This window comes from Streptomyces longwoodensis (assembly GCF_001514125.1).
GTDB lineage: Bacteria > Actinomycetota > Actinomycetes > Streptomycetales > Streptomycetaceae > Streptomyces > Streptomyces longwoodensis.
Genome location: NZ_KQ948550.1, coordinates 695,922 through 711,801 on the forward strand (window position 1 = coordinate 695,922; position 15,880 = coordinate 711,801).

Below are 15,880 nucleotides of genomic sequence, written 5' to 3' on the forward strand. Positions count from 1 at the left end.
CGAAGGGCCCGCGGGGGCCGGGTAGCCTGACCGGCGACCGGTCCGGCCGACGCACCACCACAGCGAGGTGACAGCCCCGTGTTCACCACCCGCCCCACGCTCCAGGGCACCCACGGCATGGTCTCGTCCACGCACTGGCTGGCCTCCCAGTCGGCGATGGCCGTGCTGGAGGACGGCGGCAACGCCTACGACGCCGTGGTGGCCGGCGCGTTCGTGCTGCACGTCGTCGAGCCGCACCTCAACGGCCCGGCCGGGGAGGTGCCGATCCTGCTCGCCCCCGCGGGCGGCCGGGTGCGGGTGCTGTGCGGGCAGGGCGTCGCACCGGCCGGGGCGAGCGTCGCCCACTACCGCGGCCTGGGCCTCGACCTGGTGCCCGGCACCGGGCCGCTCGCCGCCGCCGTGCCGGGCGCCTTCGACGCCTGGATGGTGCTGCTGCGCGACCACGGCACCCGCTCCCTGGACGACGTCCTGAAGTACGCCGTCGGCTACGCCGAGCACGGCCACGCGCCCGTGGAGAACCTCGGCGCCACCGTCGAGACCGTCCGTGAGCTGTTCGAGACCGAGTGGACGTCGTCCGCCGAGCTGTACCTGCCCGGCGGACGGCCGCCCCGGCCCGGACGGCTGCTGCGCAACCCCGCCCTCGCCGCCACCTGGCGCAGGCTGCTCGCCGAGACCGCGGGCGCCGGTGACCGCGAGGCGCGCATCGAGGCAGCGCGGGAGGTGTGGCGGTCCGGGTTCGTCGCCGAGGCGCTGGTCCGCCAGGCCGCCCGGCCCACCCTCGACACCAGCGGCGCCCGCCACACCGGCACGCTCACCGCCGACGACCTGGCCGGCTGGTCCGCGGCCTACGAGACGCCGGCGACGTACGACTGGAACGGCTGGACCGTGTGCAAGGCCGGGCCCTGGAGCCAGGGCCCGGCGCTCCTGCAGCAACTGGCGCTGCTCCCGCCCGAGCTGCCCGAGCCCGGCTCCGCGGACTACGTCCACCTGCTGGTCGAGGGCTGCAAGCTCGCCATGGCCGACCGGGAGGCCTGGTACGGGGACGCGGCGCCGGTGCCGCTGGCCGAGCTGCTGTCGCCGGAGTACAACGCCGGGCGGCGGGCCCTCGTCGGCGCCGGGGCGTCGCTGGAGCTGCGGCCCGGCAGCCCCGGCGGGCGGGCGCCCCGGCTGAGCGCGCACGCGCACGTGGTCGCCGACGACGACCCCGGCTTCAGCCCCATGGGCGTCGGCGAGCCCACGGTCGCCCGCAACGGACGCGTCGCGGGGGACACCTGCCACATCGACGTGGCCGACCGCTGGGGCAACCTGGTCGCCGCCACACCCAGCGGCGGCTGGCTCCAGTCCAACCCCGTGGTGCCCGAGCTGGGCTTCCCGCTCGGCACCCGGCTGCAGATGACCTGGCTGGAGGACGGCCTGCCGAACTCCCTCACGCCCGGCCGCCGCCCCCGCACCACCCTCACCCCGTCGATCGCCCTGCGCGACGGGGTGCCGGTGCTGGCGTTCGGCACGCCCGGCGGCGACCAGCAGGACCAGTGGCAGCTGCACTTCTTCCTGGAGGCCGCCCGGCGCGCGCCCGTGCGCGGGGGACTCGACCTCCAGGGCGCGATCGACGCACCGAACTGGCACACCGACGGCTTCCCCGGCTCGTTCTGGCCGCGCGGGATGCGGCCCGGCAGCCTCACCGTCGAGTCCCGCACGCCCGCCGCCGTGGTCGAGGAGCTGCGGCGCCGCGGCCACCGGGTGACCGTCGGGCCCGCCTGGTCCGAGGGCCGCCTGTGCGCGGTCGCCCGCGACCCGGAGACCGGCGTCCTGTCGGCGGCGGCCAACCCGCGGGGCATGCAGGGGTACGCGGTGGGCCGCTGAGGGCCGTCCTCGGGGGCCGGGTGCCGGACGGTCCCGCCGGTACGCGCCGAAGACGGGAGTTCATGCGTTTTCCACCCGGTGTACACGGGCCCGGCGGGGATTGTCAGTGGGCCGTGTTCTCATGGAGGCATGATCGTGAACACGGAAACCATCGACGAGTTTCTCGCCCGCCGCTCCGCCGACGTCGAGGACGCCGTCCGCACGGCGGCCGAGACCGAGATCCTGCCCCGCTTCCGGCACCTCGCGCAGCACGAGGTCGACCAGAAGACCGGCCCGCACGACCTGGTCACGGACGCCGACCGAAACGCCGAGCTGTACCTGACCGGAGTGCTCGGCGCCCTGCTGCCCGGCTCCATCGTCGTCGGCGAGGAAGCGGTCCACGCCGACCCCGCCGTCTACGGCGCGATCCAGGGCGACGCGCCCGTCTGGATCGTCGACCCGGTCGACGGCACCCGCCAGTTCGTGCACGGCGACGACGGCTTCTGCACCCTGGTCGCGCTGGCCCGGCACGGCGAACTGCTCGCCTCCTGGATCCACGCCCCGGCCCGCGGCCAGCTGGCCACCGCCGTGCGGGGCGGCGGCGCCTTCCTGAACGGCGAGCGGCTGCACGCGGGTCCGCCCGCGGCCGGCCGCGACCTGGAGGTGGCCACCTCCCACCCCGACTTCACGACCGACGAGCAGAAGCGCGCCCTGCTCGCCCTGCGGACCGACGGCGTGGCCCCCCGCCCCTGCGGCTCGGCCGGCCTGGAGTACCTGGCCGTCGCCCGGGGCCTGTTGGACGCCACCGTGTTCTCCTGGGAGGCCGCCTGGGACCACGCGGCCGGTCTGCTGCTCGTCGAGGAGGCGGGCGGCGCCCACCTCACCCTCACCGGCGAGCCCTTCCGCATCACCGGCGGCAACGCCCTGCCGTTCACCACGGCCCGCGACGAGGCCACGGCCAAGCGGATACGGGGGCTGCTGACGGCCTCGTGAGGCCCGGGCCGTCCGCTCCCCACCCCGCTCCCCGCCCTCGCCCCGCCCCGCCCCGCACGCCGACGCGTGCGCCGTTCGCCCCCCGCCCCGCGGGTGCCGTTCCACCCCCGGCATATCCTGATCCCCCAGAGGCCACCGGCTGACGAAGGGGTCCAAGTGCCGTCGATGCTCGATGCGGTCGTGGTGGGAGCGGGGCCGAACGGACTGACCGCTGCCGTGGAGCTGGCCCGCCGCGGGTTCTCCGTGGCCCTCTTCGAGGCGCGCGACACCGTGGGCGGGGGAGCCCGCACCGAGGAGCTCACCCTGCCGGGCTTCCGGCACGACCCGTGCTCGGCCGCCCACCCCCTCGCGGTCAACTCGCCCGCGTTCCGCGCGATGCCGCTGGAGCGGTACGGCCTGCGGTGGCTGCACGCCGAGCTGCCCATGGCGCACCCCTTCCCGGACGGCACGGCCGCCGTGCTGGCCCGCTCGGTCGCCGAGACGGCCGCCTCCTTCGGCCCGCGCGACGCGGGGGCGTACCGCAGGCTGGTCGAGCCCTTCCTCGCCAAGTGGGACACGCTGGTCCGCGACTTCATGTCCCTGCCCTCCACCGGGCTGCCCCGCGACCCGCTGACCCTCGCCCGCTTCGGCCTCGCCGGCCTGCCCCCGTCGACCTGGCTGACCAGCCGGTTCCGCGACGAGCGGGCCCGCACCCTGTTCGCGGGCCTGGTCGCCCACGTCATGGCCCCGCTGAACGGTGTCGCCACCGGCGCGGTCGGCCTGGTCTTCGCGCTGTCCGCGCACGCCCGCGGCTGGCCCCTGGCCCGCGGCGGCTCCCAGTCGATCTCCGACGCCCTCGCCGCCTACCTGACGGACCTCGGCGGCAGCATCCACACCGACTACGAGGTCAAGCGCCTCGACGACCTGCCCCCGGCCCGCGCCTACGTCTTCGACACCTCGCCCACCGCACTCGCCCGGATCGCCGGCTTCGGCCGCTACTACGACGGCTTCCGGTACGGCCCCGCCGCCTTCAAGGTCGACTACGCCCTCGACGGCCCCGTCCCCTGGACCGCGCCCGAGGCGCGCGCCGCGGGCACCGTGCAGATCGGTGCGAACAGCGCGGAGATCGGCGCCGCCCTGCGCGCCGCGTCCCGGGAGGGCCGCGCCCCCGACCGGCCGTTCCTGATCACCGTGCAGCCCAGTGTGGTGGATCCCACCCGCGCCCCCGAGGGCAAGCACGTGTTCTGGGCGTACGGCCACGTGCCCAACGGCTGGACCGGCGACCTCACCGACGCCCTGGAGGCCCAACTGGAGCGGTTCGCACCGGGGTTCCGGGACCGCGTCCTGGCCCGCGCCGTCGCCGGCCCCGCCGAGCTCGCCGCCCGCAACGCCAACTACGTCGGCGGCGACATCGCCACCGGCGCGGCGTCCGGACTCCAGCTGCTGCTGCGCCCCAAGCTGTCCCTCTTCCCGTACGGCACCCCGCACCCGGCGGTCTTCCTCTGCTCCTCGGCCACCCCGCCGGGCCCCGGCGTGCACGGCATGTCCGGCCACAACGCGGCCAAGGCGGTGTGGCGGCACCTGCGCCGGCAGGGCTGACGGCGCCGCCGCGACCCCGGGAAAGGACGGGCGCTCCCGGTCGCCGCGGGCTACAAAGGGCCCATGACCACCCTCACCCTGGTCCAGGGCGACATCACCCGGCAGTCCGTCGACGCGATCGTCAACGCGGCCAACTCCTCCCTGCTCGGCGGCGGAGGCGTCGACGGCGCCATCCACCGCCGCGGTGGCCCCGACATCCTCGCGGAGTGCCGCCGGCTGCGCGCCTCCCGGTACGGCCGGGGCCTGCCCACCGGCCGGGCGGTCGCGACCACCGCCGGGAACCTGGACGCGCGCTGGGTGATCCACACCGTCGGCCCCGTCTGGTCGGACACCGAGGACCGCTCCGAGCTGCTGGCGTCCTGCTACCGCCAGTCCCTGCGCGTCGCCGACGAGCTGGGCGCCCGCACGGTGGCGTTCCCGGCCATCTCCACCGGGATCTACGGCTGGCCGCTCGACGACGGGGCCCGGATCGCCGTCGCGACGGTACGTGCCGCGGACACGGCCGTCGAGGAGGTCCGCTTCGTCCTCTTCGACGAGCGTGCCCACGCCGCGTTCGCCCGCCAGGCCGGCTGACGCGCCGCCCCGGTCACCGGCCCGCGGGAACCGGCCACCAGCTCAAGAAGCGGTTGCGCACACAGAGTTGAAATCCGGTCAGGTCGGCGCGTTGATGGTCGTTTCATCAACACAATCCGACAAGATCTGACTGCCGTACTCAGTGCTGCACAGTCCGCCCCCGAGGAAGGCCACGGTCATGCCGCACCCCCACGTGTCACCCGTGCACCGTTCCGTCAGCCGCCGCCGTCTGCTGGAGGGCTCCGCCGCCGTGCTCGGCGCCCTCGCCCTGTCCGCGCCGACCGGCGGCCGGCCCGCCCGGGCGGCGGAGCCCGGCCCCGAGTGGAACGGCCGCATCGACCTCTTCCGGGTCGGCACCCAGCCCCCGCACACCACCCTCATGCCGTACGCCGACCTCGCCCAGGCCCTGGCCGCCGACCGCACCCGCTCGCCGTACCGCCTCAGCCTGGACGGCACGTGGAGGTTCGCCCACGCCGAGCGCCCCGACGACCGCGACCCCGACTTCCACCGTACCGACCTCGACGACTCCGGCTGGGACACGATCCCGGTCCCCTCGGCCTGGCAGCTGCACGGCTACGACCGCCCGATCTACGTCAACATCACCTACCCCTGGTGGGGCCCCAACGGCCTCGGCGAGGACGCCCGGCCGCCCGCCGCGCCGACCCGCTTCAACCCCGTCGGCCAGTACCGGCGCACCTTCACCGTGCCCCGCGGCTGGGCGGGCCGGCGGACCTTCCTGCACTTCGAGGGCGTGAAGTCGGCGCACTACGTGTGGATCAACGGCACCCTGGTCGGGTACAGCGAGGACTCCTACACGCCCGCCGAGTACGACATCACCGCCCACCTCAGGCCGGGCACCAACCAGATCGCCGTCGAGGTGTACCGCTTCTCCGACGGCGACTGGCTGGAGGACCAGGACATGATCCGGCTGAGCGGCATCTTCCGCTCGGTCCACCTCTACTCCACCCCCGCCGTGCACCTGCGCGACTTCCGGCTGCGGACCCCGCTCGGCGACGGCCACACCTCCGCCGCACTGGAGGTCACCGCGCACGTGCGCGACTACGGCGGCCACGGCGGCGGCCGGTACACCGTCGAGACCCAGCTCTACGACGCCCGCGGGCACGCCGTGTGGCCGCGCCCGCTCCAGCAGTCCCTGGACGTCGCGGACGGCGCCGAGGCCACCGCCGGGGCGGCCCGCGCCGTCCCCGCGCCCAAGCTCTGGTCGGCCGAGGACCCGTACCTCTACACCGCCGTCCTCCAGCTGCGCGACCCGGAGGGCCGGGTGACCGAGACCCTCTCGCACCGCGTCGGCCTGCGCGAGTTCGCCCTGAAGGACGGCCTGATGCGCATCAACGGCAAACCGGTCTCCTTCCGCGGCACCAACCGCCACGAGATGCACCCCGAGCGCGGCTCGGCCCTCACCCGGGCGGACCTGGTGAAGGACATCACGCTCATCAAGCGCCTGAACATCAACAGCGTCCGCACCTCGCACTACCCCAACAACCCGCTGTGGCTCGAACTCGCCGACGAGTACGGGCTGTACCTGGTCGACGAGACCAACCTGGAGACCCACGGCATCCGCGGCGAGTACCCCGGCGACCACGCCGAGTGGACCCGCGCGTGCGTGGCCCGCGCGCAGAACATGGTGCACCGGGACAAGAACCACGCCTCGGTCGTCATCTGGTCGCTCGGCAACGAGGCCGGCGGCGGCAGCACCTTCACCGCCATGCACGACTGGATCCGCTCCTACGACCCGACCCGCGTCATCCAGTACGAGGGCGACGACCGCCCCGGCATCAGCGACATCCGCTCCGAGATGTACGACACCCCCGCCCGCGTCGAGGCCCGCGCCCAGGACACCGCCGACACCCGGCCGTACGTGATGATCGAGTACTCCCACGCGATGGGGAACTCCAACGGCAACTTCAAGACCTACTGGGACGTCGTGCGCCGCCACGACGTGCTCCAGGGCGGCTGGATCTGGGACTTCGTCGACCAGGCCCTCAGCTGGCCCACGCCCACCCGCAAGCTGCTCACCGAGAGCGGCCCGGCCCGGCTGCGCGGCGAGGTCATGGCCCCCAGCGGCGGCTTCGACCGGCACCGGGGCGTCTGCGGCGGCACCGTCTTCACCCGCGACCCGCGCCTGGACCTCACCGGGTCGCTCACCCTGGAGGCCTGGGTCACCCCGCACGTCACCGGCTACCACCAGCCGATCCTCGCCAAGGGCGACACCCAGTACGCGCTGAAGCAGACCAACGGGACGCTGGAGTTCTTCATCCACGGCGACGGCCAGTGGATCACCGCCGACTGGACGCTGCCCGACGACTGGACCGGCCGGGAGCACCACGTCGCCGGGGTCTTCGACGCGGACGCCGGCACGCTCACCCTCCACGTCGACGGCGTGGTGCGCGCCATCCGCGCCACCACCCGGCGGCCCGGCAGCACCACCGCCCCGCTCGCGCTGGCCACCGATGTCGACAACCCCACCCGGGAGTTCAGCGGCACGATCCGCGCCGCCCGCGTGTACGCCCGCGCGCTCGGCGCCGCCGAACTCGCCTCCGACCGCCGCGGCCCCGGCGACGACGGCGTGCGCTTCTGGTTCGACGCCGCCACGGTCCGGTTCACCGAGAAGCGGCCCCGCGCGAAGACCTTCCACGCCTACGGCGGCGACTGGGGCGACAACCCCAACGACGGCGCCTTCTCCGGCGACGGCATCGTCACCGCCGACCGCGGCCACACCGGCAAGGCCGCGGAGGTCAAGCAGGTCTACCAGGCGATCCAGGTCACCCCCGCCGCGGGCGGCCCGGGTGCGGTCCGGCTCACCAACGAGTACCTGTTCACCCATCTCCGCCGGTTCGACAGCCGGTGGTCCCTCGTCGCCGACGGCAAGGTCGTCCAGCGCGGCAGCCTCACCCGCGAGCAACTGGACGTCGCCCCGCTGTCCCACAAGGACGTCACCCTGCCCGTGCGGCTGCCGCGCGACCCCGGGCCCGGCACCGAGTACTTCCTGCAGCTGTCCTTCACCACCAAGGAGGCCACGCCTTGGGCGAAGGCCGGGTTCGAGGTGGCCAAGCAGCAACTCCGGCTCGACGCGCGCGTCCCGGCCGTGACCCCCGCACCCCTGGGCAGCGTCCCGGCGCTGCGCCACGAGGACCGGGAGAAGACCGTCACGGTCACCGGCCGGGACTTCTCCGTCGTCGTCGACAAGCGCGGCGGCACCCTCGCGTCGTACGAGGCGGGCGGCCGCCGGCTGATCACCTCCGGCCCGGTGCCCAACTTCTGGCGGGCGCCCACCGACAACGACCGGGGCAACGGCCAGCACACCCGCAACCAGACCTGGAGGGACGCCGGAGCGGCCCGTACCGTCAGCGGCGTCCGGGTCGCTCCGCTCGGCGACCGGGCCGTACGGGTCGAGGTGACCGGCACCCTGCCCACCACCGTCGCGTCCACCTGGTCCACTACTTACACCGTCTTCGGCAACGGCGAGCTCAAGGTCGACCACACCCTGCACCCGGGCGCGGGCCTGCCCTACCTCCCCGAGGTCGGCGCCCTGCTGTTCCTGCCCCGCCGCCTGGACCACCTGCACTACTACGGGCGCGGCCCCGAGGAGAACCACTGGGACCGCAACAACGGCACCGACGTGGGCCTGTACTCCGGCACCGTCGCCGCCCAGTGGAGCGGCTACCTGCGCCCGCAGGAGAACGGCAACAAGACCGACGTGCGCTGGGCGGCGCTGACCGACGCCGACGGACGCGGCCTGCTCGTCAGCGGTGAGCCCCTGCTGGAGGTCAACGCCTCCCACTTCACCCCGGAGGACCTCTCGGTCGGCGCCCGCCACGACTACCAGCTCACCCCCCGCGACGCGGTCGTGCTCCGGGTGAACCACCGGCAGATGGGCGTCGGCGGTGACAACAGCTGGGGCGCCCACACCCACGACGAGTACAAGCTGTTCGCGGACCGCGCCTACGCCTACACCTACCGGCTGCGGCCGCTGACGGACCTGGCGGACGCCACGGCGGCCGCGCGCCGGCCCACCGCGGAGCGGTAGCGCGAGGACACCGGGAACAGCGGGGGGCCCGGTTCCGTTCCCCGTTCCGTGTGACGCCCCGCACGCCCGGATGATCTCTGTGGCGGCGGGTGCCGAACAGCGGAACAATCCACCACGGAACGGGAAACGGACCGGTCCACATCCCGAGGGAAGGGGAGCCACCCATGGCCGAGCAGGACGAACGCTTCGACGTCGTGGTCCTCGGCGCCGGCCCCGGCGGCTACGTCGCCGCCGTGCGCGCCGCCCAGCTGGGCAAGCGCGTCGCGGTCGTCGAGGAGAAGTACTGGGGCGGCGTCTGCCTGAACGTGGGCTGCATCCCCACCAAGGCCCTGCTGCGCAACGCCGAACTGGCGCACATCGTCACGCGCGAGGCGAAGACCTTCGGCATCAAGGTCGACGGAGAGGTCTCCTTCGACTACGGCGAGGCGTTCCGCCGCAGCCGCAAGGTCGCCGACGGCCGGGTCAAGGGCGTCCACTACCTGATGAAGAAGAACAAGATCACCGAGTTCGACGGCCGCGGCACGTTCCTCGACGACCACACCCTCCAGGTCACGGGCTACGACGGCGACACCCGCACCCTCGGCTTCGACCACTGCATCATCGCCACCGGCGCCACGCCCAGGCTGCTGCCCGGCACCAAGCGCAGCGCGCGCGTGGTGACGTACGAGGAGCAGATCCTCGCGGACGACCTGCCGCGGTCGATCGTCATCGCGGGCGCCGGCGCGATCGGCATCGAGTTCGCCTACGTCCTGCACAACTACGGCGTGAAGGTCACCATCGTCGAGTTCCTGGACCGGGTGACGCCGCTGGAGGACGCCGAGGTCTCCGCCGAACTCGCCCGCCAGTACCGCAAGCTGGGCATCGACGTGCTCACCTCCACCCGGGTCGAGAGCATCGACGAGTCCGGGCCGCAGGTCCGGGTCACCGTCACCGCCAAGGACGGCTCCCAGCAGGTCCTGGAGGCCGACAAGGTCCTCCAGGCGATCGGCTTCGCCCCGAACGTCACCGGCTACGGCCTGGAGAACACCGGCGTGAAGCTCACCGACCGGGGCGCCATCGACGTCGACGGCCGCTGCCGCACCTCCGTCCCGCACCTGTTCGCCATCGGCGACGTGACCGCCAAGCTGATGCTCGCGCACGCCGCCGAGGCGATGGGCGTGATCGCCGCCGAGACGATCGCCGACGCCGAGACCATGGAGCTGGACTACGCCATGATCCCGCGCGCCACCTACTGCCAGCCGCAGGTCGCCAGCTTCGGCTACACCGAGGCGCAGGCCCGCGAGCTCGGGCACGACGTCAAGGTCGCCAAGTTCCCGTTCACGGCCAACGGCAAGTCGCACGGCCTCGGCGACACCACCGGCTTCGTCAAGCTGATCAGCGACGCCAAGTACGGCGAGCTGCTCGGCGGCCACCTCATCGGCCCGGACGTCACCGAGCTGCTGCCCGAGCTGACCCTGGCCCAGCAGTGGGACCTCACGGTGCACGAGGTCGCCCGCAACGTCCACGCCCACCCGACGCTGGGCGAGGCCGTCAAGGAGGCCGTCCACGGCCTCGCCGGCCACATGATCAACATGTGACGCCCGCCGGCGGGGCCGTTCACCCGGACGGCCCCGCCGCGCTCGCCCCCGCCGTGCGCCCGGGATGTCCTGCAACGGAGCCCCCACGTCCCACGGGAAGGGAGCGCCCGTCGATGACCTCCGGCCCGCAGTCCGCGCCCGGCGAGCCGCGGGGCGAGATCGGCACCGCCTGGTCGGTCCCGCGCGGCGGCCCCCGGCCGCCCGCCCCGCCGCCCCCGCCCGCGCCCCCCGCCGACGGCGGCGCCGCGCTCGCCGCCGTGCTGATGCTGTGCAGCGGCCTGCTCGCCGTGCTCCAGGGCGTGGCCGCGGTCGCCGGGGACGACGTCTACGCCCACACCGGCGGCTACGCCTTCCGGCTCGGCCTCGCCGGCTGGGGCTGGATCCACCTCACCCTCGGCGCACTCCTCGCGCTCACCGGCGCCGGCGTCCTCAGGGGCGTCGCGCGGGCCCGCACGGCCGGCGTCGTCCTGGCCGCGCTCGGCCTGGTCGCCCAGTTCCTGTTCCTGCCCTACGAGCCGCTGTGGTCGGTCGTGGTGATGGGCCTGGACCTGTTCGTGATCCGGGCCCTGGTGGTCACCCGGCCCCGGGGCTGAGGGCGCCGCTGGTCCCGGAAGGTCGATGTCGGAATCCTGCCAGCCAGGCCCCCGCCGGGTACCCGATGCTGGACGCATGCAGAACGGGATGCACACCGACCGCGAGCACTGCGTCCGCGCCGTGCAGTCGAAGGACGCGCGCTTCGACGGCTGGTTCTTCACCGCCGTCCTCACCACCCGCATCTACTGCCGGCCCAGCTGCCCCGTGGTGCCGCCCAAGCCCGAGAACATGACCTTCTACGCCAGCGCCGCCGCCTGCCAGCAGGCCGGCTTCCGGGCCTGCAAGCGCTGCCGCCCCGACACCAGCCCCGGCTCCCCGGAGTGGAGCGGCCGGGCCGACCTGGTCGCCCGCGCCATGCGGCTGATCGCCGACGGCGTCGTGGACCGCGAGGGCGTGCCCGGCCTCGCCGCCCGCCTCGGCTACAGCACCCGCCAGGTCGAACGGCACCTGCGCGCCGAGCTGGGCGCCGGCCCGCTCGCCCTGGCCCGCGCCCAGCGCGCCCAGACCGCCCGCGTCCTCATCGAGACGACCCGGCTGCCGCTCGCCGACGTGGCGTTCGCGGCGGGCTTCTCCTCCGTGCGCAGCTTCAACGACACCGTGCGCGAGGTCTTCGCGCTGTCCCCGACCGAGCTGCGCGCCCGGCTCCCGCAGCACGACCACGCCGCCCCGGCCACCCCCGGCACGCTCCAGCTGCGGCTGCCGTTCCGCGCCCCGCTGCACCCCGACAACCTCTTCGGGCACCTCGCGGCGACCGCCGTGCCCGGCGTCGAGGAGTGGCGGGACGGCGCCTACCGGCGCACGCTGCGGCTGCCGTACGGCCACGGCATCGTCGCGCTCGCCCCCGCCCCCGACCACGTGGCCTGCCGCCTCACCCTCGGCGACCTGCGCGACCTGACCGTGGCCATCAGCCGCTGCCGGCGCCTGCTCGACCTGGACGCCGACCCGGTCGCCGTCGACGACCAGCTGCGCACCGACCCGCTGCTCGCTCCGCTGGTCGACAAGGCGCCCGGCCGCCGGGTGCCGCGCACCGTGGACGAGGCCGAGTTCGCGGTCCGCGCGGTGCTCGGCCAGCAGGTCTCCACCGCCGCCGCCCGCACCCACGCGGCCCGCCTGGTCACCGCCCACGGGGACCCGGTCGAGGACCCCGCGGGCGGCCTCACCCACCTCTTCCCCGAGCCGGCCGCGCTGGCCGCCGTGGACCCCGCCGCGCTGGCCATGCCCGGCACCCGCCGCGCCACCCTGACCGGCCTGGTCGGCCGGCTGGCCGACGGCAGCCTGCACCTGGGCGTCGAGAGCGACTGGGCCGAGGCCCGCGCCACGCTCCTCGCCCTGCCCGGGTTCGGGCCGTGGACCGTCGAGGTCATCGCCATGCGCGCGCTCGGCGACCCCGACGCCTTCCTGCCCACCGACCTGGGGGTGCGCACCGCGGCCCGCCGGCTCGGCCTGCCGGCCACGCCCGCCGCGCTCACCGCCCGCGCGGCGGCCTGGCGCCCGTGGCGGGCCTACGCCGTGCAGCACCTGTGGGCGACCGACAGCCACCCCATCAACTCCCTTCCCGCTTGAGGACACCCGCGTGAAAGCCCACACCGTCATCGACAGCCCCTACGGCCCGCTGACCCTCGTCGCCGACGACGGCGTCCTGTGCGGCCTCTACATGACCGACCAGCGCCACCGCCCGCCCGAGGAGAGCTTCGGCCCGCCCGACCCCACCCCGTTCGCGGAGGCCGAGGAGCAGCTGGAGGCGTACTTCGCGGGCCGGTTGACCGAGTTCAGCCTCGAACTACGGCTGCACGGCACCCCGTTCCAGCGCTCCGTCTGGTCCGCCCTGCGCGCCATCCCCTACGGCGAGACCCGCACCTACGGCCAACTCGCCGCGCTCCTCGGGCAGCCGACCGCCTCCCGCGCGGTGGGCCTCGCCAACGGCAGGAACCCCGTCGGCATCATCGTCCCCTGCCACCGGGTCGTCGGCGCGAACGGCGACCTCACCGGCTACGGCGGCGGCCTGCACCGCAAGCGCCGCCTGCTGGACCTGGAACGCGGGGCGGCTCCGGCCCTCTTCTAGACCTCCTGCGCGGCCAGCTCCCGCAGCAGCCTGGGCAGTGCCGTGCCGATCGGCTCGCGCACCACCTCGTCCGCGAGGTCGTCGTACGGGGTGGGCTCGGCGTTGACCACGATCAGCCGGGCGCCGTGGTCGACGGCGACCCGGGCGAGGCCCGCGGCCGGCTCGACCTGGAGGCTGGTGCCGACGGCGAGGAAGACCTGGCACGCCTTGGTGATGGCGACGGCCTCACCGAGGACGGCCGGGTCGAGCCGCTCGCCGAACATCACGGTGGCCGGCTTCAGGACGCCGCCGCACTCCAGGCACGGCGGGTCGTCCTCGCCGGCCTCGACCCGCGCCAGGGCGTCGCGCATCGAGCCGCGCGCGTGGCACCGGGTGCACACCACGCTCCGGGCGCTGCCGTGCAGTTCGAGCACCTTGCGGGCGGGCATCCCGGCGAGCTGGTGCAGCCCGTCGACGTTCTGCGTGAGCACCCGCACCGGCACCCCGGACCGCTCCAGCTCGGCGACGGCGCGGTGCGCGGCGTTCGGCTCGGCGCCCAGCGCCCCGGCGTCGCGCCGCATCAGCCACGCGCGGCGCCGGATGTCCGGGTCGGCCATGTAGAAGGAGTGGGTGACGAGTTTCTCCGCCTCCGGGTCCCGGCGCCACAGTCCGCCGGGGCCGCGGTAGTCGGGGATCCCGGAGTCGGTGGAGATGCCCGCCCCGCTCAGCAGGGCCACGAGTGGCTTGCTCATGGGGCGAGCGTAGGGCGGGGCGTCCGGGGACGGCGAACGGATATCCGGCCCCGGCCCCAGCCGACCTGACCCCCGGCGCCTCAGCCGGCCGGACGCCCGGCCTCCAGTTCCACCGGGCCCGAGCCGTCGGCGAGGGCGTCCAGCGCGGCCAGGACGCGCCTGCCGAGGCTGCCCAGCAGGTATTCGGTGAGGTCCTCGCGCGGCACCAGCCGCCAGGACAGCAGCTCCTCCTCCTGGAGGCGGATCGCCTTGAGGTCGTCCTCGTCGAGCACCCCGCCGTCGTACAGGTACGCCACCAGCGGCGGCCGGTCCGTACCCGGCACCCAGTCCACGGCCAGCAGCCGGCCGACCGGGCGGTCGAGGCCGATCTCCTCCAGGGTCTCCCGGCGGGCGCCCTGGCGCGGGGTCTCGCCGTCGTCCGACTCGACGGTGCCGCCCGGCAGCGCCCAGCCCTCGCGGTAGTTGGGCTCCACGAGCAGCACCCGCCCCCCGGCGTCCCGGAAGAGCGCGGCCGCCCCGACGAGCACACGGGGCAGGGAGGCGATGTACGCGGCGTAGTTCTCACTGGTCACCCCGGAAGGGTAACCACCGGGCGGCCCCCCACACGGCACTCGTACGGCGGCGCCGGCCCCTACACCCCGGCGCGCGCCAACCGCGCCGTCCGCTCGGCCAGTTCGCTGATCCGCACCCCGTCGAAGCCGAACACCGCGCTGCGCACGGTGTCCTCCAGCGGCTCGGTCCACTGCGCCGGGATGGCCCGCGCGCCGGTGAGCACCCCGGCCACCGAGCCGGCCGTGGCCCCGTTGGAGTCGGTGTCCAGGCCCCCGCGCACGGTGAGCGCGATGGTGCGGGTGAAGTCGCCGTCGCCGTACAGCAGTCCCGCGGTCAGCACGGCCGCGTTGGGCACCGTGTGGATCCAGCCGAGCCCGGCCGTCTCCTCGGCGACCGTGGCCAGCGTCTCCTCCCAGGGCAGCCGCGTCGCGTGCAGGGAGACCACCCGGCGGACCGTCCGGGCCAGGCGGCAGCTCGCCGGGACCACCGCGAGCGCTTGGTCCAGGGCGTCGCGGACGCCCGGCGCGGTGAACGCGGCGGCGATCAGCGCGGCCGCGAACATCGCCCCGTACACCCCGTTGCCGGTGTGCGACAGCACCGCGTCCCGGCGGGCCAGCGCGGCGGCGCGGCGCGGGTCGCCCGGCGAGGTCCAGCCGTAGGCGTCGGCGCGGATCAGGGCGCCGATCCACTCCTGGTAGGGGTTGTCGTAGGTGGCCGTCAGCGGCGGCTTCAGCCCGTTCGCGAGGTTGCGGTACGCGGCCCGCTCGGCGGTGAAGGTCTGCAGGTACGGCAGCCGCAGCAGCCACAGGTCGCCGACCTGCTCGGTGCTGAAGCCGAAGCCGTGCGTCTCCAGCAGGTGCAGGCCGAGGACGGCGTAGTCGACGTCGTCGTCGCGGCAGCTGCCGTGGATGCGGCCGCGCACGCACTGGCGCCACTCCGGGCGCAGCGCGCCGGCCAGGTCCTCGTCGGCGGGTTCGGGGAGGTAGTCGGTCAGCGGCAGGGCCGCCGCCCGGCGCAGGTAGCGGTCGATGCGGTCGCGCGTCCACAGGTCGCCCTGCTCGACCGGCTTGCCGAGCATGTTGCCCGCGATCCGGCCGAGCCAGCCCCCCAGGATGCGGTCGTCGAGCTCCGGCTCGGTGCCCACAGGGGTCATGGGAACGGTGTACCCGGTACGGGCCCACCCGTGCCCCCGGCGTGCGGACGGCGCCCGTCAGCCGCCCGTCCAGGGTCCGGGCAGGGCATGACGGCGGGGGCGTCCTGAGGTTAAGGTCACTGCGGCGCGACTGGCCCCGACGTGCGCGGGGCCCGGAGAGCAAGGGGATGACCAGGT

At 74.8% G+C, this 15,880-nt stretch carries 12 protein-coding genes; 9 read left to right on the forward strand and 3 right to left on the reverse strand.

Annotated elements, in window-relative coordinates:
• Nucleotides 1–78: 78 nt before the first annotated feature.
• The 9 genes from AQJ30_RS07890 to AQJ30_RS07930 all read left to right on the forward strand — a co-directional run bounded on the left by AQJ30_RS07890 (nt 79) and on the right by AQJ30_RS07930 (nt 13,267).
• On the forward strand, nt 79–1,863 hold the full coding sequence (locus AQJ30_RS07890) for a gamma-glutamyltransferase family protein (RefSeq protein WP_067230323.1): 1,785 nt from the start codon (nt 79–81) through the stop codon (nt 1,861–1,863).
• 129 nt (nt 1,864–1,992) lie between these two features.
• Entirely contained in the window at nt 1,993–2,835 is an 843-nt protein-coding gene (locus AQJ30_RS07895; RefSeq protein ID WP_067230326.1) for an inositol monophosphatase family protein, read from the forward strand.
• Nucleotides 2,836–3,000: 165 nt separating this feature from the next.
• Nucleotides 3,001–4,413 carry a phytoene desaturase family protein gene (locus tag AQJ30_RS07900; RefSeq protein ID WP_067231011.1) on the forward strand — a complete coding sequence of 471 codons (1,413 nt, stop codon included), beginning with the start codon at nt 3,001–3,003 and terminating at the stop codon, nt 4,411–4,413.
• Between the two features lie 63 nt (nt 4,414–4,476).
• Nucleotides 4,477–4,986, forward strand: coding sequence for an O-acetyl-ADP-ribose deacetylase (locus AQJ30_RS07905; protein ID WP_067230328.1), 510 nt, complete (start codon nt 4,477–4,479; stop codon nt 4,984–4,986).
• Between the two features lie 178 nt (nt 4,987–5,164).
• Nucleotides 5,165–9,034, forward strand: coding sequence for a glycoside hydrolase family 2 TIM barrel-domain containing protein (locus tag AQJ30_RS07910; RefSeq protein WP_067230331.1), 3,870 nt, complete (start codon nt 5,165–5,167; stop codon nt 9,032–9,034).
• Between the two features lie 164 nt (nt 9,035–9,198).
• Nucleotides 9,199–10,611, forward strand: coding sequence for a dihydrolipoyl dehydrogenase (lpdA, locus tag AQJ30_RS07915; protein ID WP_067230334.1), 1,413 nt, complete (start codon nt 9,199–9,201; stop codon nt 10,609–10,611).
• A gap of 113 nt (nt 10,612–10,724) precedes the next feature.
• Nucleotides 10,725–11,204: a DUF7144 family membrane protein gene (locus AQJ30_RS07920; protein WP_067230336.1), complete on the forward strand. Its 480-nt coding sequence runs from the start codon at nt 10,725–10,727 to the stop codon at nt 11,202–11,204.
• Between the two features lie 76 nt (nt 11,205–11,280).
• Complete coding sequence (locus tag AQJ30_RS07925) at nt 11,281–12,768, forward strand: DNA-3-methyladenine glycosylase 2 family protein (RefSeq protein WP_281200922.1); 1,488 nt, start codon at nt 11,281–11,283, stop codon at nt 12,766–12,768.
• 10 nt (nt 12,769–12,778) lie between these two features.
• Nucleotides 12,779–13,267: a methylated-DNA--[protein]-cysteine S-methyltransferase gene (locus AQJ30_RS07930; RefSeq protein ID WP_067230339.1), complete on the forward strand. Its 489-nt coding sequence runs from the start codon at nt 12,779–12,781 to the stop codon at nt 13,265–13,267.
• Here AQJ30_RS07930 and AQJ30_RS07935 read toward each other — a convergent pair.
• From AQJ30_RS07935 to AQJ30_RS07945, 3 genes are all read right to left on the reverse strand, one after another.
• Nucleotides 13,264–13,998 carry an SIR2 family NAD-dependent protein deacylase gene (locus AQJ30_RS07935; RefSeq protein WP_067230342.1) on the reverse strand — a complete coding sequence of 245 codons (735 nt, stop codon included), beginning with the start codon at nt 13,996–13,998 and terminating at the stop codon, nt 13,264–13,266. The two genes, AQJ30_RS07930 and AQJ30_RS07935, sit on opposite strands and share 4 nt — an antisense overlap.
• Nucleotides 13,999–14,078: 80 nt before the next feature.
• A complete protein-coding gene (locus tag AQJ30_RS07940) occupies nt 14,079–14,570 on the reverse strand; it encodes an NUDIX domain-containing protein (RefSeq protein ID WP_067230344.1) in 492 nt (163 codons plus the stop codon).
• 59 nt (nt 14,571–14,629) lie between these two features.
• Nucleotides 14,630–15,703, reverse strand: a complete 1,074-nt coding sequence (locus AQJ30_RS07945; RefSeq protein ID WP_067230347.1) for an ADP-ribosylglycohydrolase family protein — start codon at nt 15,701–15,703, stop codon at nt 14,630–14,632.
• Nucleotides 15,704–15,880 lie beyond the last annotated feature (177 nt).

Excerpts from the sequence above, each read along its gene's own strand:
- AQJ30_RS07895 (WP_067230326.1), top strand. The coding sequence starts at position 1,993 with ATGATCGTGAACACGGAAACCATCGACGAGTTTCTCGCCCGCCGCTCC.
- AQJ30_RS07900 (WP_067231011.1), top strand. The coding sequence starts at position 3,001 with ATGCTCGATGCGGTCGTGGTGGGAGCGGGGCCGAACGGACTGACCGCT.
- AQJ30_RS07905 (WP_067230328.1), top strand. The coding sequence starts at position 4,477 with ATGACCACCCTCACCCTGGTCCAGGGCGACATCACCCGGCAGTCCGTC.
- AQJ30_RS07910 (WP_067230331.1), top strand. The coding sequence starts at position 5,165 with ATGCCGCACCCCCACGTGTCACCCGTGCACCGTTCCGTCAGCCGCCGC.
- lpdA (WP_067230334.1), top strand. The coding sequence starts at position 9,199 with ATGGCCGAGCAGGACGAACGCTTCGACGTCGTGGTCCTCGGCGCCGGC.
- AQJ30_RS07920 (WP_067230336.1), top strand. The coding sequence starts at position 10,725 with ATGACCTCCGGCCCGCAGTCCGCGCCCGGCGAGCCGCGGGGCGAGATC.
- AQJ30_RS07925 (WP_281200922.1), top strand. The coding sequence starts at position 11,281 with ATGCAGAACGGGATGCACACCGACCGCGAGCACTGCGTCCGCGCCGTG.
- AQJ30_RS07935 (WP_067230342.1), bottom strand. The coding sequence starts at position 13,998 with ATGAGCAAGCCACTCGTGGCCCTGCTGAGCGGGGCGGGCATCTCCACC.
- AQJ30_RS07945 (WP_067230347.1), bottom strand. The coding sequence starts at position 15,703 with ATGACCCCTGTGGGCACCGAGCCGGAGCTCGACGACCGCATCCTGGGG.